This window comes from Nakamurella sp. A5-74, assembly GCF_040438885.1.
Lineage (GTDB): Bacteria > Actinomycetota > Actinomycetes > Mycobacteriales > Nakamurellaceae > Nakamurella.
In genome coordinates this window covers 4244562-4267495 of the sequence record NZ_CP159218.1, presented here as the reverse complement: position 1 = coordinate 4267495, position 22934 = coordinate 4244562, and the positions used below count along the sequence as shown (strand labels likewise).

Sequence of the window (22934 nt, the reverse complement as noted above, 5' to 3'; positions counted from 1 at the left end):
CCTGCCCTTGTCGTTCGGAGTGGGACGTCCCGGAGATGGCTGGGTGCAGGTTCGGGTCGAGTTGAACGGCCGGGCGCCGGCCCGGATGGGTACCGTCGACGCACTCAGCCTTGATCCTGCGAGCCTTGATCCTGCGAGCCTTGATCCTGCGAGCCTTGATCCTGCGAGCCTGCATCCTGCGAGAACCGGAGAGGACCGACCGCGATGTCACAGAGCCTGCGCGCCGACTGTGCCCGCTGCTTCGGTCTGTGCTGCGTCGTCCCGTTCTTCGGCAAGTCGGCGAACTTCGCCTTCGACAAACCCGCGCGCACCCCCTGCCGCAACCTGCTCGTCGACTCCACCTGCGGGATCCACGCGGAGCTGCGCAGCTCCGGGATGCCCGGCTGCACGGTCTACGACTGTTTCGGTGCCGGTCAGCAGGTGTCCCAAGTGACTTTTCGTGGAACGGACTGGCGCACCGACGGGAAGCTGGCCGAGCAGATGTTCGACGTCTTCCCGATCGTCCGCGAACTGCACGAGCAGCTCTGGTATCTCGAGGAAGCTGCCGCGCATCCGGCCGCCGCCTCGATCCGCGCAGGACTCCAGGATCTGACCGATCACGTCCGGGAGCTCACCGAGCTGGATCCGGTGGGGCTGCAGCAGATCGACCGGGAAGGCCTGCGGGACAGGGTGAATGCGCGGCTGGAGCAGGCCAGTTCGCTGGTGCGCGGTCGGCGCCGCAAGGGGAGCGACCGCCGCGGTGCCCTGCTGCTCGGCGTGTCACTGGTCGGGGCCGATCTGCGCGGGTTCGACTTCCGCGGCGCTTGCCTGATCGCCGCCGACCTGACCGGTGCGGACCTGACCGGCGCCGACCTGGTGGGCGCCGATCTGCGGGACGCCCGTCTGGCCGGGGCGTTGCTGGCCGATGCGCTGTTCGTCACCCAGTTCCAGATCAACGCCGCGCTCGGGGACGCCCACACCACCCTGCCGCCGCGGCTGACGCGCCCCGACCACTGGACCTGAACGGGCAGGCACGGCGATGCGCCGGGTCCCGCCCGGCGGGCTCCGCGAGATCGCAGGCTCACCCGCGGTGTCCCGCCCATGCCCGAGCCAATCCCTGACCCGGCACACCGCCGTCCCTTCGCGAAGATCGACCGTACGGAAGACCGCGACCGACCAGTGCACTGCGCGGCGATCGAGCGGCGAGGAACGAGCATGTCGAGATCCCGTCAGATCTCGACCGGTCCTCCCTGTTGAGGTTTTCGCCGCCGGTGCGTCTGATGGGTGAGGCCGCAGATCGTGGCCGGTTCGGGGGAGCGCAGCGGTGCTGATCGAGGACGTCGGTGCGACCGGGTCGGTCGCCGAGTTGTTCCGGCTGCACTACCTGCCGCTGGTCCGACTGGCGATCCAGCTCGTCGACACCCAGGCAGACGCGGAGGACGTCGTCCAGGACGTCTTCGCGGCCCTCGATCCGGACCGGATCGTCGGGACGGCCGAGCACTACCTGACCAGGGCCGTGCTCAATCGCTGTCGATCAGTGCTGCGCCGCCGCCGCACTGCGCGGCTGTTCCATCGCGCACCGCGGCCATCGGACGTCCCGGCCGCCGACGCCGAGGTGCTGATCCGGGAGCGGGCAAGGACCATCCGGGCCTGCGTCGACGCGCTGCCCACCCGCCAGCGGGAAGTACTGGTGCTGCGCTACTTCGCCGGCCGCTCGGTCGCCGAGACGGCCGAGCTGCTCGGCGTCACCCCGGGAGCCGTGACCTCGTCGGCCTCCCGCGCCCTCACCGCACTCGCCACCACCCTGGAGGACCACGATGTCCGATCGATCATCGGTTGACGATGCCGGCTCCGGCCTCATCGCGCTGGAGACGGAGCTGCGCTCGGCGCTGCACGAGCGCGGCGCCGCGATCACGACGGCGACCTTGCTCCGCCCCGACCCCCCTGGGCTGACCGAGTTCGTGCCGCACCGACCGGTGCCACGCTGGCGGATCGTCAGCGCGGTCGCCGCCGTGAGCGTGGTGATCCTGGCGGTGGTGCTCGGGCGCGCGGTGATGGCGCCACAGCAGGTCGAGCGCAAGCTGGCCGGTACCACGACAACCTCAGTCGCGGAGTCGTCGTTCGATGCCTCGCGAGTGACTGGTCGCTTGTGGGGCGCCACGTCGATCGTGACGGCCGGTGATTCCTTCTCTGTCTCGACCTGGGAGCCGACGGGATCTCGCACCATGACCGTCGAGTTCGCCCCGGACGGCACCGTCGTCTTCCACGACGGCAACCGTGAGTTGCGGGGCCCGTTCACCACCGATGCCCGCGGATTTGCCGTCGCCGAGATATCCGTCCGGGCGACCTCGACGGACGAGAACGACCAGTTCGCCCAGGAGTCGGCAGCGCTGGATGCACTGCTGTTCAGAATGCCGTCGCCGGGTCGCCTGACAGCCGTCCTGGCCGGTGATCAGCTCACTCTGGAGCACGGAGCGACCGCCGTTCACTACCGGTCGGCGGGCGTGACACCGCAGGCAGCCCGGGCTGCGGGCGCGGCGAAGTACCCGGTGGTGGCCGCAATCGGTGGGACGTGGCGCGCGGCCACAGTCCGGATCGGTGGACAGAATCGCGTCGTCTCCACGACCACTTCGGTGTCGTTCGAGCTTGCTTCCAATGGCTCCTTCTCGGCAGACCTCCTCGGAGCAGCGGCCACCGGACGGTGGTGGGCGACCGGACACGGTCTGGTCGTGACCGGCTTCTCGGAGACTTCAGGATCGCTCTCGCCGGGTGCGTCAAGCGGGCTGTACGCCCACGAGGTCGAGGTGCTCAACGGTTTGATGGGGGTCCGTTCGGCCCTCAGCTCGGGGGATGTCTCGGTCTCCTTCGCTGCGGAGGGGGCTCAGCTGATCGTCACGCCGACGGCCGGGTTCGGGCCCCCCGTGACCTTCGTACAGGGCTGATCTCGGCGCCTGCCGTAGCGTGACGTGACCGAGTAGCGGAGGGACCATCATGACAAACACGGCGTTGGTGACGGGTGCGACTGCAGGGATCGGCGAGGCGTTCTGCCGGGCGCTCGCCCAACAGGGCTGGCGGCTGGTCGCCGTCGCGCGGGACGAGGCCCGGCTGCACGAACGACGCGCCAGCTGGCTGAGCCTCGGGGCGCCGGAGGTCGAGGTGCTGTCGGCCGATCTGAGCACGCCGGGTGGTCGCGCCGAGGTCACCGAACGGCTTGCAGCACAACATGATCCGGTCGCTCTGCTGGTCAACAACGCCGGCTTCGCGGTCGGCTCGGCGTTCGAGGTGGCGCCGCTGCAGGAGCTGCAGGACCAGCTGGCGGTCAACGTCACCGCCGTGCTGGAGCTGACCCACGCGGTGCTGCCGGGGATGCGAGCTCGCGGTTTCGGCGGCGTCATCAACGTGGCCTCCGTCGCCGGGATGATCCCGGGACGCGGGTCCACCTACAGCGCGTCCAAGGCCTGGGTGATCTCGTTCTCCGAGGGCATGTCGGTCGCGCTGAGGGGCACCGGGGTCCGCATGCTCGCCCTGTGTCCGGGGTTCGTCCGCACCGAGTTCCACCAGCGGGCCGGGATCGACATGAGCACCAAGAAGTCGTGGATGTACTACGACGTCGACGCCCTGGTGGCGGAGGCGCTCGGTGCGATCCGTGAGGACGCCGTGATCCACATCGCCGGTGGCCTGCAGAAGGCGATCACGACCGCGGCGCGGTTGCTGCCCCGAGGTCTGATCCGGGCCGCTGCCAACAAGGTGGACAGCAAGCCGCGGACCTGAGCGGCTGCGGCCCATCCCACTCCCGCGACGGCGCGGTGGCCGCCTACGCTGGACTGGTGAGTATCGACAGCGCGCCAGGTCCCGCAACCCCCAGCCAGCCACCCCAGCCCGACGGCGCGGCCAAGGCCAGGCTCGCCCAGCTGGTCGCCGACCTGGCCGTGGTGCACGGCAAGGTGATCCTGTCGTCGGGCAAGGAAGCCGACTACTACGTCGACGGTCGGCTGCCCACCCTCCACCACGAGGCGGCCCCACTGATCGGTCAGCTGATGCGCCAGCTCACCGCCGACTGGGACTACGCCGCGATCGGCGGCCTGACGCTCGGCGCAGATCCGGTGGCGCTCGCGGTGATGCACGCGCCCGGTCGTCCGATCAACGCGTTCGTCGTCCGCAAGGAGACCAAGCAGCACGGGATGGGCAAGCAGATCGAAGGACCGTCGGTCGCCGGGGTGAAGGTGCTGGCCGTGGAAGACACCTCGACCACGGGCCAGTCGGTACTGAAAGCTGTTGATGCACTGCAGGAAGCGGGCGCGGAGGTGGTCGGGGTCGCGACCGTCATCGACCGCGGAACCGGAGCCGCCGAGGCGATCGAAGCCCGTGGCCTGCCCTACCGCTACCTGCTCGACCTGCACGATCTCGGGCTTGCCTGATACCGACGGGGCTGCGTCTGCGGACACCGCTTCGAACGGCACCGCGCAGGGCGCTCCGGACGACGAGACGGGACCGACGGAGTGGGTGGTCGGTGCGGTGATCGGGGTCGGCCCGTGGGCCGAGTCCCATCCGGGTGAGTCCGCTGACGATCCCCGCTACGACCCCGAGCTGCTCGCAGAGGGTGATCGCCGGAACGTGGTGGACGGCTACCGCTACTGGCGGCGCGAAGCGATCGTCGCCGACATCGACGCTCGACGGCACCCGCTGCACGTCGGGATCGAGAACCTGGGCTACGACTACAACATCGGCACCGTCGTCCGCACGGCCAACGCCTTCGCGGTCGCTGCCGTGCACATCGTCGGGCGGCGGCGCTGGAACCGTCGCGGGGCGATGGTCACCGATCGGTACCAGCACCTGCACCACCACCCGGAGGTCTCCGACCTGGTCGCGTTCGCGAACGACGCCGGCTTGAGCATCGTCGGGGTCGACAACACACCCGGTTCGGTACCGCTGGAGACTGCCGCCCTACCGCGAGATGCGTTGCTGCTCTTCGGGTCCGAGTCGGAGGGTCTGTCGCCGGCCGCGCTGGACGCCGCAGCGATGACGGTCTCGATCGCCCAGTTCGGCTCCACCCGCTCGATCAACGCCGGGGTGGCCGCCGGGATTGCGATGCACACCTGGATCCGGCAGCACGCGGACCTCGACCAGGCCTGGTGATCCCTGCCGCGGCGCGACGCGGCGCATGATGGTGGCACGCGCCGACGCGGTTCGGCGCCGTCCTGTTCGCCGACGAAAGGCTCATCGATGAGCTCGCTGCACGTGGTCGCCACCATTCCCGTCAAGCCGGAGTCAGCGGAGCTGGCCTCGGCTGGTCTGTCCCAGCTCGCGCAGGCCACCCGCGAGGAGGAGGGCTGCATCAGCTACGTGCTCTACGAGTCCGCCGCCGCGCCCGGCACCTTCGTCACCGTCGAGGAGTGGCGCTCACAGGACGACCTCGACGCCCACCTCGCATCGCCCCATGTCGCGCAGGCGTTCAGCGATTTCGGCGCGCACCTGACCGGTGAGGTCGCCGTGCACCCGCTCCGACTGGTCTGAGTTCTGCTCGCAGAAGTGGGCGCCAGTGCGCGAGATCAAGCGCTCCAGCCAGATTTCTGATCCCTTGAGACCACTTCTGTGAGAGCCCGTCGCGTCGCGTCGGGATCTCGACTCCTTCGTCGCTCGATCGGCGGAGCGTCAGATGTGCAGGCCGACGAAGGTCAGGACGTCGGCGAGCACCTCGTCCTTGTTGGTCTCGTTGAAGATCTCGTGCCGCGCGCCTGGGTACGACTTCGAGGCCGCTCCCTTCGGGGCGATCTCGGCGAAGCCGGCCCTGGACGGCCCGATGGGGACGAGCTGGTCGTCCTCGCCGTGCAACCACAGCAGCGGCGGCTCGGCGATGATGCCGGCCTCGCCGATGGTGGCCATCGAGTGCTGCAGCGCCAGCAACGTCGGTCGCTTGAACGGGCCGTGCCAGACCAGCGGATCGGCGACGTAGGCGGCGCCCACCGCCTCGTCCCTGGACAGCGTGCTGGGATCGATCGGGACGTCCGGGATCTCCTCCAGCGCCAGCAAGTCGTCCACCGCCGCCCACGATCCGAGCACCGGCCCGGACAACACCACAGCGGCCAGCTCGGCACCGTGACGCTGGGCGTAGCGAGCGGCGATCATGCCGCCCATCGAGTGGCCGATCAGCACCACCGGCAGGCCCGGCCGCGACCGGGCGACCGTGTCGGCCAGCAGGTGGAAATCGTCCACCACCTTCTCGAAGTCCTCGATCAGCACCGGCTCGCCGTCGCTGGTGCCGTGGCCGCGGTGGTCGAGCCCGTAGACGACGGCGCCTGCCCTGGTCAGCACGTCGGCCACCCAGTCGTAGCGCAGCACGTGCTCTCCGTAGCCGTGACACAGCAGCGCCACCCACGTCGGCTCGTCCTCACCGGACCAGCGCACGGTGTGCAGGGCGCCGGCGTGGCCGTCGAGTCGGAAATCGGTACTGGCAGCGGACGAGGGCATCCGCACATCCCACCACGTCCGGGCGGGTCCACCGCGGGCGAAGTCGATCAGGGTGAACCCTGATGTTCTGCTGATTCCGCCCCGAGCGGGGGTGATCCCGACGCGCCCACCGGTACCGTTGGCGCGTGGATCTCGAGAACGTGAAGACCATCGCCGTCTGGGCGACCGTGGCATTCGTGGTGATCGGTCTGCTGGCCGCGATCATCATCAAGAAGGTGATCGGCAAGATCATCTCGCTCGTGCTCGCCGCGGTGATCGTGTTCTTCCTGTGGCAGCAGCGCGGCAAGGTGGAGTCGTTCGCCAACGACGTGCACGGCGACATCTGCTCCTCGCAGCCGTCGTTCTTCGGCATCTCCGTCGACCTGCCCACCGGCTGGTGCACGGGTGCCTGACCCGGCCACCGGTTGGGCGCCTCGCCCGACCCGCAACCGGATCGTCGTTGCCCTGGGCTTCGTCCTGATCATCGGTGGCTGGCTCGCCGTCAGCGGGATCGGCGGACCGAAGATCGGCCAGCTGTCGCAGGTCCAGTCCAACAATTCGACGAGTTTCCTGCCCGCGAGTGCCGAATCGGTGCGGGCCGCGACGCAGGCCGCCGAGTTCTCACCGGCGAAGACCATCCCGGCGTTCGTGCTGTTCAGCTCGGACGGCGTCGCCTCCGCCGAGCAGCTCACCGCCTGGAACGCAGCGGCCGCAGCGCTCGGCGCAGCGCCCGTCACCGCAGACGGAGCCACCCTCGGAACGATCACGGACTACCTGCCCGACGGCGCGAAGATCGTGCCGATCCCATCCCAGGACGGCGCCGCGATCCTCGCGGTCGTACCCCTCGCCGAGGCGAAGCTGGTCCGTACCGCAGAGGGCCAGGATCCACCGCTGACGTTGGTCGTCGACAGCCTTCGCGCGGCGGCGGCACCCTCGGCAGCCGGCGGGAACACGCACGTCACCGGGCCCGCGGGCCTCGTCCGCGACCTGGGTGGGGCGTTCGCCGGCATCGACGGCATCCTGCTGCTGGTTGCGCTGGGCGTCGTGCTGCTCATCCTGCTGCTGGTGTACCGGGCGCTGGCGCTGCCGGTGTTCGTGCTGTTCTCCTCGGTCTGCTGTCTCGCGCTGGCCGGCTGGATCGTCTATCTGCTGGCCGACGCGGACGTCATCACCCTCAACGGCCAGAGCCAGGGGATCCTGTTCATCCTGGTGATCGGCGCCGCCACCGACTACGGACTGCTGCTCACCGCGCGCTACCGGGAGGAGCTGACCCGCATCCAGCGGCCGATCGACGCGATGAAGGTGGCCTGGCGGGCCTGCCTGGAGCCGATCGCTGCCAGTGCCGCAACCGTCATCATCGGCTTGCTCTGCCTGTTGTTGTCGGATCTGAACTCCAATCGGTCGCTCGGACCGGTCGCCGCGATCGGCATCGCCTGCGCCTTCCTCGGAACGATCACCCTGCTGCCTACGCTGCTGGCCACCGGTCGGTGGGTGTTCTGGCCCCGAGTGCCGGCCCTGCCGGCCGCTGCATCGGCCGCGGCTCCCGCTGCACACCGTGCCGCGCATGCCGCGGAACCCGAGGAGGACGGTCCGCTGCAGGGCACCGGCCTGTGGGTGCGCATCGCCCGCACGATCGGCGCCCATCCCCGACGGGTGTGGGTGGTGACCGGCATCGTCCTGCTGGCGATGTGTGCGGCGCTGCCGACGTTCAAGGGGTCTGGGGTGCAGCAGTCCGAAGTGTTCCTCGGCAACCCGGATTCGGTTGTCGGACAACAAGATCTGGAGAAGCACTTCCCCGGCGGCACCGGCAACCCGGTGGTGATCGTCGTCCCGGAGGCGTTGGCCGGCCAGGTGATCGCTGCCGCTCAGCAGGTGCCAGGGCTCACCGGCGCCCCCGTTGCCCAGGGTGCAGCGCAGGGGAGTGCCGCGACAGTCGTCGACGGCCGGGTGCTGCTGGACGCAACGCTCTCGGCGGGCGCGGACACCACCGACGCCAAGGACACCATCCGCGCGCTGCGGGCCGCGCTGCACCCGTTGGGCGCCGTGCTCGTCGGCGGGCAGACCGCCCAGCAACTGGACACGTCCGACACCGCCGCCCGGGATCTGCGGGTGATCATCCCGGCCGTGCTGCTCGCGGTGCTGCTGGTGCTGATGTTGCTGCTGCGGTCGTTGGTCGCGCCGCTGGTGCTGGTGGTGGCGACCGTCATCAGCTTCGGAAGTGCCCTCGGCGTCTCGGCCCTGGTCTTCAACCACGTGCTCGACTTCCCGGGCGCCGACCCCGCCGTGCCGCTGTTCGGGTTCGTCTTCCTGGTCGCCCTCGGCGTCGACTACTCGATCTTCCTGATGTCCCGTGCGCGGGAGGAGTCGCTGCTGCTCGGACCGCGGGCCGGCATCCTCGCCGCTCTGGTGACGACCGGTGGGGTGATCACCAGCGCCGGAGTGGTGCTCGCGGCGACGTTCGCCGCGCTGGGCATCATCCCGATCCTGTTCCTGGCGCAGATCGCGTTCATCGTCTGCTTCGGGGTTTTGCTGGACACGCTTGTGGTGCGCAGCCTGCTGGTGTCGGCGATCGCCACCGACCTCGGGCGGCTGATCTGGTGGCCATCGAAGCTGGGTCGCCGCGCCACCGGTGGGAGGCATGAGACCGGCGGAAAGCACGAGGCATCCGCGGATCCTGGCCGCGTCAGGACATCCTGACCCGGTGGACAGGTCCGACCGGTCCCCACACCGCTGGTGAACCGGTGTCCGGCGGGGAACAGTGGAGCCATGGGAATCGAGCACCGCGAAGTCGTCGACGCCTCCACCGACACCGTCTGGCAGTGGATGGCACGCTCCGGGGCCTTCCACCGGCTGGTCCCGCCGTGGCAACCGATGACTCTGGTGCAGGAGACGAGCTCGCTGCGTGACGGTACTGCCAAGCTGAAGATCGGCGGCCTGCCGTGGACGGCGCAGCACCAGCCGGACGGCTATGTGGAGGGCGAGCAGTTCGTCGACCAGCTGACCTCGTTCCCACTGCGACTGGTCTCACCGTGGAAACACACCCACCGCTTCGAGGCGGTCGGTGCCGGCTGCGCGGTGCTCGACCACGTGCAGACCCCAGCCCCGGAAGCGTTCTTGCGCAGCAACTTCCGCTACCGTGGCGCCCAGCTCCGGGGCGACCTCGCCGCTCATGCCCGGTGGTCGCAGAAGGCGTTGACGGTCGCGGTCACCGGCTCCTCAGGACTGATCGGGACCCAGCTGTGCGCACTGCTGTCGACCGGTGGGCACCGGGTGATCAAGCTGGTCCGCGGCGAGCCGTCGGGCGACGGCGAGCGGCGGTGGAATCCGGACGCACCTGCTGTCGATCTGCTCGCCGGGGTGGACGCGGTGGTCCACCTGGCAGGAGCGTCGATCGCCGGTCGGTTCACCGACGCGCACAAGAAGGCGGTCCTGGACTCCCGGGTCGGACCGACGAAGAAGCTCGCCGAACGCGCTGCGCAGCAGGGGGTTTCGGCTTTCGTCAGCTCCTCGGCGATCGGGTACTACGGTGCGGACCGGGGCGACGAAGTGCTGTCCGAGTCGTCGGCACCCGGCGACGACTTCCTGGCCGAGGTGGTGACGCAGTGGGAACAGGAAGCGGAAGCGGCCGGCACCGAGTGCACCCGGGTGGTGCAGGTGCGCACGGGCATCGTCGTCACACCGGACGGTGGATTCCTCAAGCAACTGCGGCCGCTGTTCGCCCTCGGTGTGGGTGGACGTCTGGGCTCCGGCGAGCAGTGGCTGAGCTGGATCGGCATCGACGACATGCTGGACATCTACCTGCGGGCGATCGTCGACGACGCGGTCGAGGGTCCGGTCAACGCGGTTGCCCCGAACCCGGTGCGCAACAGCGAGTTCACGAAGGTGCTGGGATCGGTCATGCACCGTCCGACGCTGGTTCCGACCCCGGCGTTCGGACCCCGGCTGTTGCTCGGCGAGGAGGGCTCGAAGGCCCTCGCCGAGGCGTCTCAGCGGGTCGATGCGGGGCGGCTGACGGAGCTGGCGCACCCGTTCCGTCACACCGAACTGGATGCGACGCTGCGACACGTGCTGGGCAAGGGCTGAGTTCGCAGGTAGGGGTTCTTGACGCTGGTCGAGTCTGCGCACGCTGGCGATGTTGATCCCGCGTTTGTCGATGTTGCCAGCGTTGTAGGAAGGCAACTCGGCGGCAGAACGCTCTTCAGCGCTCAGGAGCCCGGCGTGCGGTCGCTGGGATTCTTGACGGGTCGGAAGCTCGCGCTCACGAGGCCCTTCTCGCTCGCCCTGCGCCCCTGGTCGAGAGCGTCGCGCAGCAGGGCGGCGAACGTGGTGCGTGACCGGAGATCCGACCAGGTCCACCGCGCCATCACAGCGCCGGTGCGACGGATCGCATCTTCACGTCTCTTCTCACGGATCAATTCCTCGCGGCCCTTCGAACCGTCCGGGATGCTGCCGTACTTCATCAGGCCGTCGAACTCACCCACCGTCGCTGTGCCTTCGAACCAGAAGTCGCTGCGTCCGAGGAAGACTCCCGCGCGATCGAAGATCTCGACCTGATTGACCGGAAGGTCCACGCCGATCTCGTGCATCACCACGCGCGACGCAGACTCCCCGGGGCTCTCGCACCGAGCCTCCGCCAGCGAGAGAGCGAGACGCGCGCGATTGACCCCCCGCTGTCGACCCGCGTTCCGTAGTTCGGCCGTGAGCTGGGTCATTGACACGCCCGCCCGGTGCAGGACTGCGTCGAGGATCGGAACGGAGGTGATCAGAGCCTCGGTACGGGCGACGTCGATGAGTGTTCGGTGCAGGCTCGTGACGCGGAGTCCGTTCAGCTCGACGACCCTGTCCGGCCGATGGGCGACATGTCGGTGCACTCCTGCGCGGCGCTGTCCTCCGTGCCGCCGGTTCGTCGTGGTGTGGACGACGCTGCGATCGCCCCCGACGACGGGAAGATCGTGGACCGCTGCTGCCGAGAGATGACTGATGAGCGGGTCGCCGGCCTGGACTCCCACGGCCAACACGAGTTGGCGGTACCGGTCGGACGGGGTGCGCTCCTGTGCAGCGGGCGCATCGAAGACACCCCTGCGCAGCCGGGTCAGTTCTCCGTGGGTGACGGCGCGTTCGATCGACTGCTGCGGTGTGCCGGTGCGCAGCAACTGCTGCAATGCTCTTGTCTCGGCGTGCGGAGCCATGCCGGACACGATCCGGACGAACTGCGGCTCGCGTGCGATCCGCCGTGGTCCCTGTGCATGGCTGACCCGTCTGTGGACAACTTGCCCCGATGTCAGCGCTCACCGACCGCCAGCCGAGGGCTGGCGAAATCGAGGTGAAGGCTGGCGGACGCGACTGACGCTGGCGAAGTTTCGCCAGCCTTCGCCGGTTTCGCCAGCGTTCAGTGTGCGCCCGCCGGTTTCGCCAGCCCACGGTGGGTGCAGCGGGGCAGCGAGCTCCGAATCGCTGGGATCAGAGAGCCGGCGGGGCCTGCCGACCGGCCTGCTTGGCCTTGCGCTTCTGCAGCCAGTGGATCAGCGCGGGAGCGGCGGTGGCGAGCACCACGGCGACCACGGCGAGCAGCACGAGCAGGTCGACATGGTCGCGGACGAACTGGATCTTGCCGAGGTAGAACCCGGCGACGGCCACCGAGCCGCACCACAGCACGCCACCGATGAAGGAGTAGAGCGTGTAGAGCTTGGCGTCCATCTTCGAGGCACCGGCCATCACCGTGGCGACGGTGCGCACCACCGGCACGAATCGCGCCAGCACGACGGCGATCTTGCCGTGCTTCTCGAAGAACTGGTTCGACTTCTCGATGTACTCGGGCTTGAGGAACTTCGCGTCGGGTCGCTTGAAGACCGCGGGTCCTACCTTGCGACCGATTCCGTAGCCCACCATGTTGCCGACGAATGCGGCAATCACCATGAGGACGATCAGCAACCAGAGATCCGTGCGGATCAGGCCGGTGGACACCGACAGTCCCGCGATGAACAGCAGCGTGTCGCCCGGCAGGAAGAATCCGATCAGCAGCCCGCACTCGGCGAACAGGATGAGCATGATGCCCACCACCGCCCACGAGCCGAGGCCGGAGATGATGTTGGTGGCGTCGAGCCAGCCGGGCAGGAGGGCGAGGTCGGTCGTCACGATTCCCGAGCCTACCGGGAGTGATCGGCCACCCGGCCGGATCGAGGCCGATCGGGGCGAGCCTCACAGCACGTCAGGGGCGGTCGCACGGCTCGCACACAGGGCCAACGCTGGTCAGCCGGCCAGCTGCAGGAGGGCGATCCCGGCGCCGATCAGCAGCCCGATGATGGCTGCGATCAGCAGCACCTGGACGGTGGTGAGGCCGGCGTTGGCGTGCTGCGTGGTCGAGCCGGTGGCGGTGGGAGCCCGACCACCAACCTTCGCCCGCAGCGCCTGAGCCAGGACGATCTCCGGGTCCGCCGCGCCGCTCGTGCGCCGATCCGGCCCGGTGCCGCCGCTGGGCCCGTTCATTCCATCGCCGAGCGCATCAGCTCGCCCAGTTTGCCGACGGCCCGGCTCGCCGTCGACTTCACGGTGCCCTTCGACAGGCCCGTCGCCTCGGCGATCTCGGCCTCGGACAGACCGCCGTAGTAGCGCAGCACCAGCACCTCCCGCTGGCGGGGGGCGAGCCCGGACAGGGCTTCGACCACAGCACGGTGCTCATGCGACATGATCGCGAGCGACTCGGCCGAGCGGGCCGTCCCCGGATCCGGCGGAACGTAGGCGCGGGCCGTCCGTCGCCGGCGCAGCATCGACCGGCAGCTGTTCACCACCGCGGTGCGCAGGTATCCGACGGCTGCGCCCGTGTCGCGCAACGATCCCCACTGCTTGTAGAGCCCGGCGAACGCTTCCTGGACGGCGTCCTCGGCGCTGGAGATGTCGTCCACCAGCAGGATCGCCAGCCGCACCATCCCCATCCGATGGCTGCGGTAGAGATCGTCGATGGTCAGCGGGCCGGCGTCCGCCGCGTCGGGAACGGTGACTAGCGGATTGAGCGAGCGCAGGGTGCCGAGCGTCCGCTCGACGTCGCCGTGCCCTGTCTGATCTGCTGTCGAGGAGTCCGCGCCCGTTCCGATCACTGCGCTCTGCTCCCCTGGTCCGCCCCCGTTGGTCACGGTGCCCATCCTGCCAGTGCACACGGGCATCCGCTGGCCCCGGCATCGATCGGGATCTGGACTCGCGGGCTCGCTCGATCAGCAAACTTCCGGTGATCGAGCGAGCGAGGGACGAGCGCGTCGAGATCCGGTCCTGACCCAGCTGGTTCGATCGGGATCTCGCCCCCTGCGTCCGTCGGTCAGCGATCGGGGAGGGGCCGGATCGGCGGTGCACGGTCCGGGGGATACTGGTCAGACCATCTGAACCAATCCAGAAACAGGTCGCGCCCCGGCCCGACCTGAATCCCCCCTCGGAGGTCGCTCACCATGCCCATCGCCAACCCGGAGACCTACGCCGCGATGCTGTCGAAGGCGCGCGAAGGCGGCTTCGCCTATCCGGCCATCAACATCACCTCGTCCGAGACGATCAACGCCGCGATCATGGGCTTCGCCGAGGCCGGCAGCGACGGGATCATCCAGGTCTCCACCGGCGGTGCCGAGTTCGCCTCCGGCCAGCCGGTGAAGGACATGGTGGTCGGCGCCCGGGCGCTGGCCGAGTTCGCGCACGTCGTCGCCGAGAAGTACGACGTCACCATCGCGCTGCACACCGACCACTGCCCGAAGGACAAGCTCGACGGATTCGTCCGGCCGCTGCTCGCGATCTCCGCCGAGCGCGTCAAGAACGGTGGTCAGCCGCTGTTCCACTCGCACATGTGGGACGGCTCGGCGATCGACCTCGACGAGAACCTGTCCATCGCGCAGGAGCTGCTGCCGCTGTGCAAGGCCGCCAACATCATCCTCGAGATCGAGATCGGTGTCGTCGGTGGCGAAGAGGACGGGGTGGTCGGTGAGTCGAGCGACAAGATGTACACCGCCCCCGGTGACTTCGTGAAGACGGTCGAGGCTCTGGGCGCACCCGACGGCAGCTACATCGTCGCCGCAACCTTCGGCAACGTGCACGGCGTCTACAAGCCGGGCAACGTCAAGCTGCGTCCGCCGGTGCTGCGCGCGGGCCAGGACGCACTGGTCGAGCATCTCGGTCTGAACGCCGGTGACAAGCCGTTCGAGCTGGTCTTCCACGGCGGCTCCGGGTCCACCGCCGAGGAGATCGCCGAAGCCGTCTCCTACGGCGTCGTCAAGATGAACATCGACACCGACACCCAGTACGCGTTCACTCGCCCACTGGTCGGCCACTTCTTCAGCAATTACGACGGCGTGCTCAAGATCGACGGCGAGGTCGGCAACAAGAAGGCCTACGACCCGCGGGCGTACCTCAAGCTCGGCGAGAAGGGCATGGCCGCGCGCATCGTCGAGGCCTGCCAGCAGCTCGGATCGGCCGGTACCTCGAGCAGGTGATCATCCTGCACTCGTGACCGAGTGGGCCGGACGCACTGCGTCCGGCCCACCTGCGAATCCGGCCGGGTTTCCTGCCCTGTGGGTGTGGAATCTGCGTCGGGCGGGAATCGAACCGACATGGTCACCCCACGGAACACGGACGAGGATGTCTACACCGGTGCAGGACCCTGGCCGGTCCGGGCAGTGCGCCGGCTGGAGGGCGCCACCGGCCTGGACGGCGTGGTGCGGCTGCTGGGACCGGCGGCCACGGCACTCGCGGGATCCCGCCGGCTGGGCCCGCTGCTGCGCGGCGACTGGATGGGGCATGCCGTACACCCGGTGGCCGTGATGGCGCCCCTGGGGCTGTTCGGCTCCGCAACCGTCGTGGACGTCGTCGGGGGTGACGGGTCCGAGTCGGTGGCGCGCACGCTCACCCTGGCGGGGCTGCTCACTCTGTCGCCGGCGGTGCTGACCGGCCTCACCGAATGGGCTGCCACCGAGCCACGGGAGAGCCGTGTAGGTGTCGTCCACGCCGCCACCAACACGCTGGCTGCGAGTCTGTTCCTGGCCTCGTACCTGGCGCGACGGCGGCACCATGGGGTCGGCGTGGGGCTCGGCGTGGTCGGCAACCTGGTCGCCGGGGTCGGCGGACACCTCGGCGGTCACCTGGCGGCGGTGCGACACGTGGACAGCAGGCATCCGTCGTTCGACGAGGAGGATCGCCCTCGGGTCTGAGATCGGTCTGCCTGGGAAACGGCAGGGCACGGAACAACAGTGCGCGTCAGAGCCTCCTGCGGACCGGAGGGGTCTCAGTCCGCAGCGGCCGCCGGGCTCACCGCCGCGAGCACAGCCGCGAGCGCATCGCGTCGTCCGGCTGGGATCTCGTACCGCCCGCGACTGCTGGTCTGCAACCAGCCCGCGGCGACCAGTTGGTTGAGGTGGTGGTACAGCTGGCCGGTCGATCCGGTGCCCAGCTCCGCGGCGAGTTCGGTGGTGCTCGTGGCGCCTCGGACCACCCCCATGAGCAGCTCGAGCCGGCTGGGATGGCCCAGCGCTGCGAGCTGGGTCGCGACGACGCCTCGAGTGCTCCGGGCGGATCGCAGGTCGGTGACGACGCCGGCTTCGGTGGCCCAGGTCCGGGAGGTGGGCACAACGCCCTGCGCAGCCGACTCCAGCAGGCGGACCCGCTCCTCGAGCGCGCCCAGACGGATCGAGGTGGCGTTCTGGACACGGCGTTCCCGTTTGATCGGTGGCTCTCCCGCACGGTCGGTGGCCGAACGGTCGACGGGGAGCGGTTCGTCCATCTGCTCAGCGTATTCCAGTAGTCCGTAATTACGGAGTTGTCGAATTGATGAATCAGCGGTCTTCCGCGCCCGAGGTCGCTGATCTGCGGAACGACATGGGTGTGATTTGTAGCCCACATCCTGCGGCGTGTCGGAGACCGCAAGTAGATGTTCACGGGGCAGGATGAGTCTGCTGGGACGCTTGTGACTTGTGGGACTGCTGACTTACAGTCCACCCGTCCCCGACCCGGGGATGCTGCGGCACCCGGACACCCCCACTTCCGCGTGCCGAGTCACATCCCGGACTCCGCGTTTTTCGCGATGTCCCGGAAGCCGAAGCAGAGCGGTCCAGTGGGGGTGGTAGGTGTCGGTGCCCCCGGGGAAGGTGCACCGCCGCTCGCAGTCGCCCGGCTCCGGCCGCCGACGGCTCGCCGGCGACCGCGGGAGGAACGACAGTGCGTCGTGCGATCGGATTTTTCAGCGCGGCTGCGCTGGCCGCGGGCTTGGTGGTGCTCGGACAGGGAACGGCCTCCGCCGACCCGTCCTCCAATGACTGGAAGCAGCTGCGGCTGTGCGAGTCCAGCGACGACTACTCCGCCGACACCGGCAACGGCTACTACGGCGCGTACCAGTTCGATCTGTCCACCTGGCGCTCCGTCGGCGGCTCCGGTCGTCCCGACCAGGCCTCTCGCGCCGAGCAGGACCTGCGGGCGTTGACGCTGTACCGCATGCGCGGCTGGTCGCCGTGGATCTGTGCGGCTCTCGTCGGCCTCAAGGAGGACGCGGACGGCGGTAGCGGCGTCAAGCCCGGCGGGGTCACCACGCCGCGGCCGACGCCCACACCGGCGCCTACACCGGCGCCTACACCGACACCGACGCCGACACCGACGCCGACACCGTCCGGCAGGCCCGCCTATCCCGGTCTGATCAAGCCCGGCGCGTACAACGCCTCGCTCAAGGCATTCCAGAACCGCCTCGAGACGATGGGCTACGGCAAGTTCGACGGCACCGGCTGGCTGGGTGCGAAGACGATCGCCGGCATCAAGAAGCTGCAGCAGAAGATGAACCGTACTCAGGACGGTGTCCTCGGCTCGGCCGTCTGGGCCGGCGCCTGGAACAACGCCTACAACCTCAAGAAGCCGACCGTCGCGATCCCGAAGTTCCCGGGCGTGGTCAAGTTCGGCACCTACAGCGCCGCGTACAGGACATTCCAGAAGCGCTTGGAGACGATGGGCTACGGCACCTTCGACGGCACCGGCTGGTACGGCGAGAAGACCCGTGTGGCGGTGAAGAAGCTGCAGACGAAGATGGGCAGGTCGGCCAATGGCGTGGTCACGGCCGAGGTCTGGGCGGGCGCGTGGAACACCCGGTACAAGGCGAGCGCCGCCGGCTCGAAGCCGAGTACCCCCAGCAAGTACGTGCCGGCCACCGATGCCACCTGCCACGTGAGCTCGCGCACCCCGCTCGCCTGGGGCGGCGTCACGATGGTCAAGGGCAAGACCTACCGCGACCTGCAGTGCTTCCAGCGCGCGTTGGGCTCCTCCTACGGGCTGACCGGCACCGGCTACTTCGGGGCTTCCACTGCTGCAGCGGTCTCCAAGCTGCAGGCCATGGCCGACCTGCCGCGGACCGGCAAGGTCGACAAGGCCACCTGGAACGCGGCCTGGACCCGCGGCTGAGCATCACCTGAGAACACGCCACGACCCTCCACCGGCTGCGGGTGGAGGGTCGTGGCGTGTTCGGGGTGCGAGGCCTTGGATCAACAGCGACGCGGAACCCGGGCCGGGTTCCGGGGTGCCGGGATCAGACCATGCTCATGCCGGGTTCTGCGGTAGCGGCCTCGGTCTTGTCGGCATTGATCAGCAGGACTGATGCGATGGCCGCGACGAAGAAGAACACCGCACCCCAGACGAAGGCGACGCCGTACCCGTGCACCTGGGCGGCTGCCTTCTCCAGCGGAGTCGGTTCGCCGCCGGAGGAGTGGCCGATCAGATAGGTCGTCGCCGCACTGACCGCGAAGGTGCTGAGCAGGGCGGTGCCGAGGGCGCCGCCGATCTGCTGGGTGGTGTTGACCATTGCGCTGGCCACGCCGGCGTCCTCCGTCGCCACTCCGTGCAGGGCGACGTTCGTGGTCGACATGAAGATGAAACCCATGCCGATGGAGATCAGCAGGATGGCCGGCAGGATGGTGCCCAGGTAGCCGGTGTCCAGGGAGAGTCGGGACAGCCAGAGCAGACCGGCGACGCCCAGCAGCAGACCGGCCGGCACCACGATCTTCGCGCCCACCTTGAGGACCAACTGCGAACCGACGCCGGCGCCGATGATCACCCCGGCGCTGAACGGCAGGAAGGCGACACCGGACTTCACCGGCGACCACAGCAGCACCGTCTGCAGGTACAGGGTCAGGAACAGGAAGACCGCGAACAGGCCGGTACCGACCAGCAGGCCGACCACGTAGGCCCCGGCGCGGTTGCGGTCCCTGAGGATGCGCATCGGCAGGATGGCGTGCTCGTTGCGGCTCTCCAGCCACACGAACAGGACCAGGATCGCGATCGCGCCGACCAACCAGCCCCAGGTGGCGAACGAGGCCCACGGGTGCGAGGACGCCTGGTTGAAGCCCCAGACCAGCATGGCGAGCCCGGCGGTGCCCAGCAGGGCGCCGAGGACGTCGTAGCTTCCGGACCGGTCGGCCTTCGACTCGTGCAGGTAGAACCAGGTGCCGATGATCGCGACGACAGCGATCGGGATGTTCACCAACAGGCACCAGCGCCATGAGGTGTACTCGGTGAGCAGACCACCGAGCACCAGGCCGATTGCGGCACCGCCGCCGGCGATAGCGCCGAAGACGGCGAACGCCTTCGCGCGCTCCTTCGGGTCGCGGAAGGTGACGGTCAGCATGGCCAGGGTTGCGGGGGCGAGCATCGCGCCGAAGACGCCCTGCAGGGCCCGGGCGCCGAACAGCATCGCTTGGTTCTGGGCGATGCCACCGAGCGCCGAGGCCACCGCGAAGCCGCCGAGCGCGAACATCAGGACCTTCTTGCGACCGAGGTAATCGCCGATGCGTCCACCCAGCAGCAACAGCGCTCCGAACGGCAACGCGTACGCCGTCACCATCCACTGCCGGTTGGCGTCGGAGATGCCGAGGGCGGTGGCGGCGTCGGGGAGGGCGATGTTCACGATGGTGGCGTCGAGGATCACCATCAGCTGGGCGATGCCGATCACGAGCAGCGCGATCCAGCGTTTGGGATCGAGGGCTTCGGTTGATCCTGGCTTGTGCAGGTCTGTCTGAGGACTGGTCATCGGTTCTCCTGGAGAGGGGGACGCGAACCGCGCTGGTGTGCCGGTTCGGGAATCGTCAGGTCGTCGTCACTGACGACCGGGCATGCGGGTGGAACGGACCCCGACGATGGGGAGACCGCTGGGGGTGGTGTTGCCGCCAACCTCGGTGTTGGAGACTGCTGGTGGAACGCTGGGTGGTGTGCCGCTCGATCAACCGCCGGTCGGGACGAGCCCCCCAGCTCGGCGGCCTTCAGGGCAAGAATCTTTGTGGCACAACGGTTCCGGCCTCATCGAACGCGGCCGGCGTGAGTGATGACGGGAATGAGGATGTCGTCGATCACGTGCTCGATGTAGGCCGCGTCGATCGGTCCGGGCTGGACGCCGGTCCGCGCGCAGAACTGCGCCTGGGCGACCTTCCAGACCACTCGGGCCGGCACCGGCGTGGGGAAGTCGCCGCGGGCATGGGCCCGGCCCAGGAGCAACTGCCACGCCTGCAGCTGGGCATCCTCCAGGGTGGTCCGGATCTCGGCGGCGAACCGCGGCTGCGCGTCGGCCGCGAATGCCAGTGCCTTGATCGCCGCGATGTTCGTCATGACCATCACGGGATCGTCCGCCTGCGATGCGGACACGGACATCAAGTCACCGCGCAGGCTGCCGGTGTCCGGCACCACCGCGTCGCGGCCGGCGAACACCCGCCGTAGCGCATCGATCAGCAGCTGGTCCTTGTTGGACCAGCGGCGGTAGATGGTGGCCTTGGAGGCCTTGGCCCTGGCAGCGACGGCGTCCATGGTCACCGACTCGTAGCTGGCCTCGTTGATCAGTTCGAGCGCCGCCTGACAGATCGCAGCCTCCCGCCGGGCACCCCGTCCGGCGTCCGCGGGGCAGCCGAAGACGGCAGCGAAGCGCGAGTGTGCCACTTTCACCACTGACTGTCCCGCCTGCTCCCGCATGAACGAAACCGTACCGTACATTTGTTGCGGGATCCAGGCGGGTCGGTCGATGGTCCACCGGCCCGGGGCGGTCCTGGTGGTGGGTCCTGCCGATCCCGACGGTGACGAGGTCGACCTGCTGCCGGGCGAGGCGCTCGGCGAGAGCGCCGGACGGCCGATCGGCAGGCTGCGTCGAACGCCCGGGAAGGGACCTTCGACCCTTCCCCGGGGCGGCAAGCACCGTCATCGTGATGGAGGGTAGCCACCGACCGAACCGCGGAGATCCTTTGTGTGCACCGATGAACGGACCTGCGCACAGTGAGCACCCGAACTCCCACTCCCTCCTCGTCGCCCCGGCCCGACGATCGCATCGGACCTCACGCCGGCGAGGTACCGGACCGCGCCGGGGTTGACGCCGAATACCGGTTGCAGCTGTCCGCCGGTGAGGACAAGGTCGATCCGAGCACCTGGGCCGGTGCGGTCCCGCCGGATCACGGCATCGCGCCACGGGTGCGGATCGGGCACAACCGTTGGTTCAATCTGTTGTGGCTGATCCCGATCGGGTTCGTCGTGCTGATCGTCGCGGTCGCGGCCGCGAAGGGTCTGCGCAACGTCAACGCCGTCGAACAATTCATCACTGCCCACCCGGGGACGGTCGCCGACGGCGCCGGGCCGACGTCAGCCGCATTGCCGATCTGGGTCGGCGTCCAACACTTCTTCAACCTGTTCCTGCTGATCTTCATCATCCGGTCGGGTCTGCAGATCCTCACCGATCATCCGCGGCTCTACTGGACGCGGCACAGCACTCCCGGACGGGAGTGGTTCCGCATCCAGAAGCCCGTTCCGTCCGATCCGCTGTGGACGGCGAAGAAGGACTCGATCGACCTGCCCGGCCAGGTGGGATTGCCCGGCATCCGGCACTCCATCGGGCTGGCCCGGTGGTGGCACCTGGGTGTCGACGTGCTGTGGCTGGTCAATGGGATCGTGTTCTACGTGCTGATGTTCACGACCGGTGAGTGGCGACGGGTGGTGCCCACCAGCTGGGAGGTGTTCCCCAATGCGGCCTCGACGCTCGTGCAGTACCTGTCGCTGAACTGGCCGGCCGAAACCGATGTCGGGGGCTACAACAGCCTGCAGCTGCTGGCCTACTTCATCACGATCTTCATCGCCGCACCGTTGGCGTTCATCACAGGGCTGGGGATGTCGCCGGCGCTCTCGACCCGGTTCCGGCGGATCAGCTCGGTGCTGAGCATCCAGGCGGCACGGTCACTGCATTTCCTGGTACTGGTCTGGTTCCTGCTGTTCATCGTGGTCCACGTCGCGTTGGTGTTCATGACCGGGCTGTTGCGCAATCTCAACCACTTGTACGCCAACAACAATGGCGGCGGCTGGGTCGGGTTCTGGGTGTTCGCCGCGTCGATGGTGCTGGTGGTCGTCGGCTGGGTCGCTGCGACCCCGTTCACCTTCCGGCACCCCAGAGTGGTACAGCGCGTCGGGTACGCGCTGATCGGGCCGGCACAACGGTTGTTCGAACACCTCGACGCGAAACCAGGTCAGTACAGCGAGGCCGACATCTCGCCGTACTTCTGGCACAACGGCGTCTACCCCGATTCAGCGGAGTACACCGCGCTGCAGGACGGCGGGTTCGTCGACTACCGCCTGCGGATCAACGGTCTCGTCGCTCAGCCGGTCGAGCTCGACCTCACGCAGCTGCGCGCACTGCCACACCAGGAGCAGATCACCCAGCACTTCTGCATCCAGGGCTGGTCGGGTATCGCCAAGTGGGGCGGGGTGTCGCTGCAGACCCTCATCGATCTCGTCAAGCCCGCACCGGAGGCGGCCTGGGTGGTCTTCTACTCCCTCGGTGACGGTTCGGATGGCGGGATCTACTACGACGCCCACCCGATCGAGCAGATGTCGTACCACCTGACCATGCTCGCCTACGACATGAACGACGAGCCGTTGTCGTTCGGGCACGGTGCGCCGCTGCGACTGCGCAACGAGATCCAACTCGGCTTCAAACAGGTCAAGTGGGTTAAGGGCATCGAGTTCGTTGCGAGCATGGCCGATGTCGGTGGCGGCTACGGCGGCTACAACGAGGATCACGAGTTCTTCGGCTACCGCCAGACGATCTGACACCCGCGCCGCCACGCGCGAGCCGCACCTGGACCACCCTCACCGGAAGGATCACCCGATGGAGAAATGCTCGCTCACCGCGCAGGCCCGACAGTGTCTTGCGGCGGCGAAGGCTGCCTCCAGCGGGCGCAGTGCCCACACCGTGTACGGCGGCCACGAGCACACCCTGCGGCAGACCATGATCGCCCTCGGCGCCGGCCGCAGTCTCGACGAACACGAGAATCCTGGAGAAGCGACGGTGCACGTGCTGCACGGACGTATTCGTCTGGTCGCCGGCACCATCAGCTGGGACGGCACCCCGGGCGATCTACTGACCGTTCCCGACCGCCGGCACAGCCTCGAGGCAATAGAGGACTCCGTGGTGCTGCTCACCGTCGCCAAATCTCTGACGCCACCGAATCGAGCTCAGTGACATGCCTCGCGTGCTGGCCGCCCGA

At 68.7% G+C, this 22934-nt stretch carries 23 protein-coding genes; 15 read left to right on the top strand and 8 right to left on the bottom strand.

Annotated elements, in window-relative coordinates:
- The first annotated feature begins 204 nt into the window (after window positions 1–204).
- The 7 genes from ABLG96_RS19575 (at window position 205) to ABLG96_RS19545 (ending at window position 5493) form a co-directional block, all read left to right on the top strand.
- A complete protein-coding gene (locus tag ABLG96_RS19575) occupies window positions 205–1002 on the top strand; it encodes a pentapeptide repeat-containing protein (protein ID WP_353648987.1) in 798 nt (265 codons plus the stop codon).
- A gap of 301 nt (window positions 1003–1303) precedes the next feature.
- Window positions 1304–1819 (top strand): sigma-70 family RNA polymerase sigma factor, encoded by a 516-nt coding sequence (locus tag ABLG96_RS19570; RefSeq protein ID WP_353648986.1) that lies wholly within the window; start codon window positions 1304–1306, stop codon window positions 1817–1819.
- The gene (locus tag ABLG96_RS19565; RefSeq protein WP_353648985.1) at window positions 1797–2921 is read left to right on the top strand and encodes a hypothetical protein; all 1125 of its coding nucleotides are present in this window, start codon (window positions 1797–1799) and stop codon (window positions 2919–2921) included. Before ABLG96_RS19570 ends, ABLG96_RS19565 begins: the two co-directional genes overlap by 23 nt.
- Before the next feature lie 49 nt (window positions 2922–2970).
- Window positions 2971–3750 carry an SDR family NAD(P)-dependent oxidoreductase gene (locus tag ABLG96_RS19560; RefSeq protein ID WP_353648984.1) on the top strand — a complete coding sequence of 260 codons (780 nt, stop codon included), beginning with the start codon at window positions 2971–2973 and terminating at the stop codon, window positions 3748–3750.
- A 62-nt stretch (window positions 3751–3812) separates the two neighbouring features.
- Complete coding sequence (gene pyrE, locus ABLG96_RS19555; RefSeq protein WP_353651595.1) at window positions 3813–4397, top strand: orotate phosphoribosyltransferase; 585 nt, start codon at window positions 3813–3815, stop codon at window positions 4395–4397.
- Window positions 4398–4494: 97 nt separating this feature from the next.
- A complete protein-coding gene (locus ABLG96_RS19550) occupies window positions 4495–5115 on the top strand; it encodes an RNA methyltransferase (RefSeq protein ID WP_353651594.1) in 621 nt (206 codons plus the stop codon).
- An 87-nt stretch (window positions 5116–5202) separates the two neighbouring features.
- Entirely contained in the window at window positions 5203–5493 is a 291-nt protein-coding gene (locus ABLG96_RS19545; protein ID WP_353648983.1) for a putative quinol monooxygenase, read from the top strand.
- A 138-nt stretch (window positions 5494–5631) separates the two neighbouring features.
- On the opposite strand, the gene ABLG96_RS19540 is transcribed toward ABLG96_RS19545, so the two are convergent.
- A complete protein-coding gene (locus tag ABLG96_RS19540) occupies window positions 5632–6447 on the bottom strand; it encodes a lysophospholipase (protein WP_353648982.1) in 816 nt (271 codons plus the stop codon).
- Window positions 6448–6572: 125 nt separating this feature from the next.
- On the opposite strand from ABLG96_RS19540, the gene ABLG96_RS19535 reads away from it, so the two are divergent.
- The 3 genes from ABLG96_RS19535 (at window position 6573) to ABLG96_RS19525 (ending at window position 10509) form a co-directional block, all read left to right on the top strand.
- On the top strand, window positions 6573–6839 hold the full coding sequence (locus ABLG96_RS19535) for a hypothetical protein (RefSeq protein WP_353648981.1): 267 nt from the start codon (window positions 6573–6575) through the stop codon (window positions 6837–6839).
- Window positions 6832–9123, top strand: coding sequence for an MMPL family transporter (locus ABLG96_RS19530; RefSeq protein ID WP_353648980.1), 2292 nt, complete (start codon window positions 6832–6834; stop codon window positions 9121–9123). Before ABLG96_RS19535 ends, ABLG96_RS19530 begins: the two co-directional genes overlap by 8 nt.
- 69 nt (window positions 9124–9192) lie before the next feature.
- Entirely contained in the window at window positions 9193–10509 is a 1317-nt protein-coding gene (locus ABLG96_RS19525) for a TIGR01777 family oxidoreductase (RefSeq protein ID WP_353648979.1), read from the top strand.
- Between the two features lie 122 nt (window positions 10510–10631).
- On the opposite strand, the gene ABLG96_RS19520 is transcribed toward ABLG96_RS19525, so the two are convergent.
- The 4 genes from ABLG96_RS19520 to ABLG96_RS19505 form a co-directional block, all read right to left on the bottom strand.
- Window positions 10632–11615: a hypothetical protein gene (locus ABLG96_RS19520; RefSeq protein WP_353648978.1), complete on the bottom strand. Its 984-nt coding sequence runs from the start codon at window positions 11613–11615 to the stop codon at window positions 10632–10634.
- A gap of 271 nt (window positions 11616–11886) precedes the next feature.
- The gene (locus ABLG96_RS19515) at window positions 11887–12561 is read right to left on the bottom strand and encodes a DedA family protein (protein WP_353648977.1); all 675 of its coding nucleotides are present in this window, start codon (window positions 12559–12561) and stop codon (window positions 11887–11889) included.
- A 114-nt stretch (window positions 12562–12675) separates the two neighbouring features.
- Complete coding sequence (locus tag ABLG96_RS19510) at window positions 12676–12912, bottom strand: hypothetical protein (RefSeq protein ID WP_353648976.1); 237 nt, start codon at window positions 12910–12912, stop codon at window positions 12676–12678.
- Window positions 12909–13565 carry a SigE family RNA polymerase sigma factor gene (locus ABLG96_RS19505; protein ID WP_353648975.1) on the bottom strand — a complete coding sequence of 219 codons (657 nt, stop codon included), beginning with the start codon at window positions 13563–13565 and terminating at the stop codon, window positions 12909–12911. The genes ABLG96_RS19510 and ABLG96_RS19505 overlap by 4 nt, the downstream gene beginning before the upstream one ends.
- A gap of 297 nt (window positions 13566–13862) precedes the next feature.
- Here ABLG96_RS19505 and fbaA point away from each other — a divergent pair, with 297 nt between their 5' ends.
- The gene (fbaA, locus tag ABLG96_RS19500; RefSeq protein WP_353648974.1) at window positions 13863–14891 is read left to right on the top strand and encodes a class II fructose-bisphosphate aldolase; all 1029 of its coding nucleotides are present in this window, start codon (window positions 13863–13865) and stop codon (window positions 14889–14891) included.
- Window positions 14892–15008: 117 nt separating this feature from the next.
- Window positions 15009–15605, top strand: a complete 597-nt coding sequence (locus ABLG96_RS19495) for a DUF2231 domain-containing protein (RefSeq protein WP_353648973.1) — start codon at window positions 15009–15011, stop codon at window positions 15603–15605.
- Window positions 15606–15679: 74 nt separating this feature from the next.
- On the opposite strand, the gene ABLG96_RS19490 is transcribed toward ABLG96_RS19495, so the two are convergent.
- Window positions 15680–16174: a winged helix-turn-helix domain-containing protein gene (locus ABLG96_RS19490; protein WP_353648972.1), complete on the bottom strand. Its 495-nt coding sequence runs from the start codon at window positions 16172–16174 to the stop codon at window positions 15680–15682.
- Window positions 16175–16608: 434 nt separating this feature from the next.
- Between ABLG96_RS19490 and ABLG96_RS19485 the strand changes: the two genes are divergently transcribed.
- Complete coding sequence (locus ABLG96_RS19485) at window positions 16609–17832, top strand: peptidoglycan-binding protein (protein WP_353648971.1); 1224 nt, start codon at window positions 16609–16611, stop codon at window positions 17830–17832.
- A gap of 124 nt (window positions 17833–17956) precedes the next feature.
- Here ABLG96_RS19485 and ABLG96_RS19480 read toward each other — a convergent pair whose 3' ends face one another.
- Window positions 17957–19453: an MFS transporter gene (locus ABLG96_RS19480; protein ID WP_353648970.1), complete on the bottom strand. Its 1497-nt coding sequence runs from the start codon at window positions 19451–19453 to the stop codon at window positions 17957–17959.
- A gap of 266 nt (window positions 19454–19719) precedes the next feature.
- Window positions 19720–20382, bottom strand: a complete 663-nt coding sequence (locus tag ABLG96_RS19475) for a TetR/AcrR family transcriptional regulator (RefSeq protein ID WP_353648969.1) — start codon at window positions 20380–20382, stop codon at window positions 19720–19722.
- Window positions 20383–20859: 477 nt separating this feature from the next.
- Here ABLG96_RS19475 and ABLG96_RS19470 point away from each other — a divergent pair, with 477 nt between their 5' ends.
- Both ABLG96_RS19470 and ABLG96_RS19465 read left to right on the top strand, forming a co-directional pair.
- Entirely contained in the window at window positions 20860–22497 is a 1638-nt protein-coding gene (locus ABLG96_RS19470; protein ID WP_353651593.1) for a molybdopterin-dependent oxidoreductase, read from the top strand.
- Between the two features lie 58 nt (window positions 22498–22555).
- Window positions 22556–22909, top strand: coding sequence for a cupin domain-containing protein (locus tag ABLG96_RS19465; protein WP_353648968.1), 354 nt, complete (start codon window positions 22556–22558; stop codon window positions 22907–22909).
- Window positions 22910–22934: the final 25 nt, after the last annotated feature.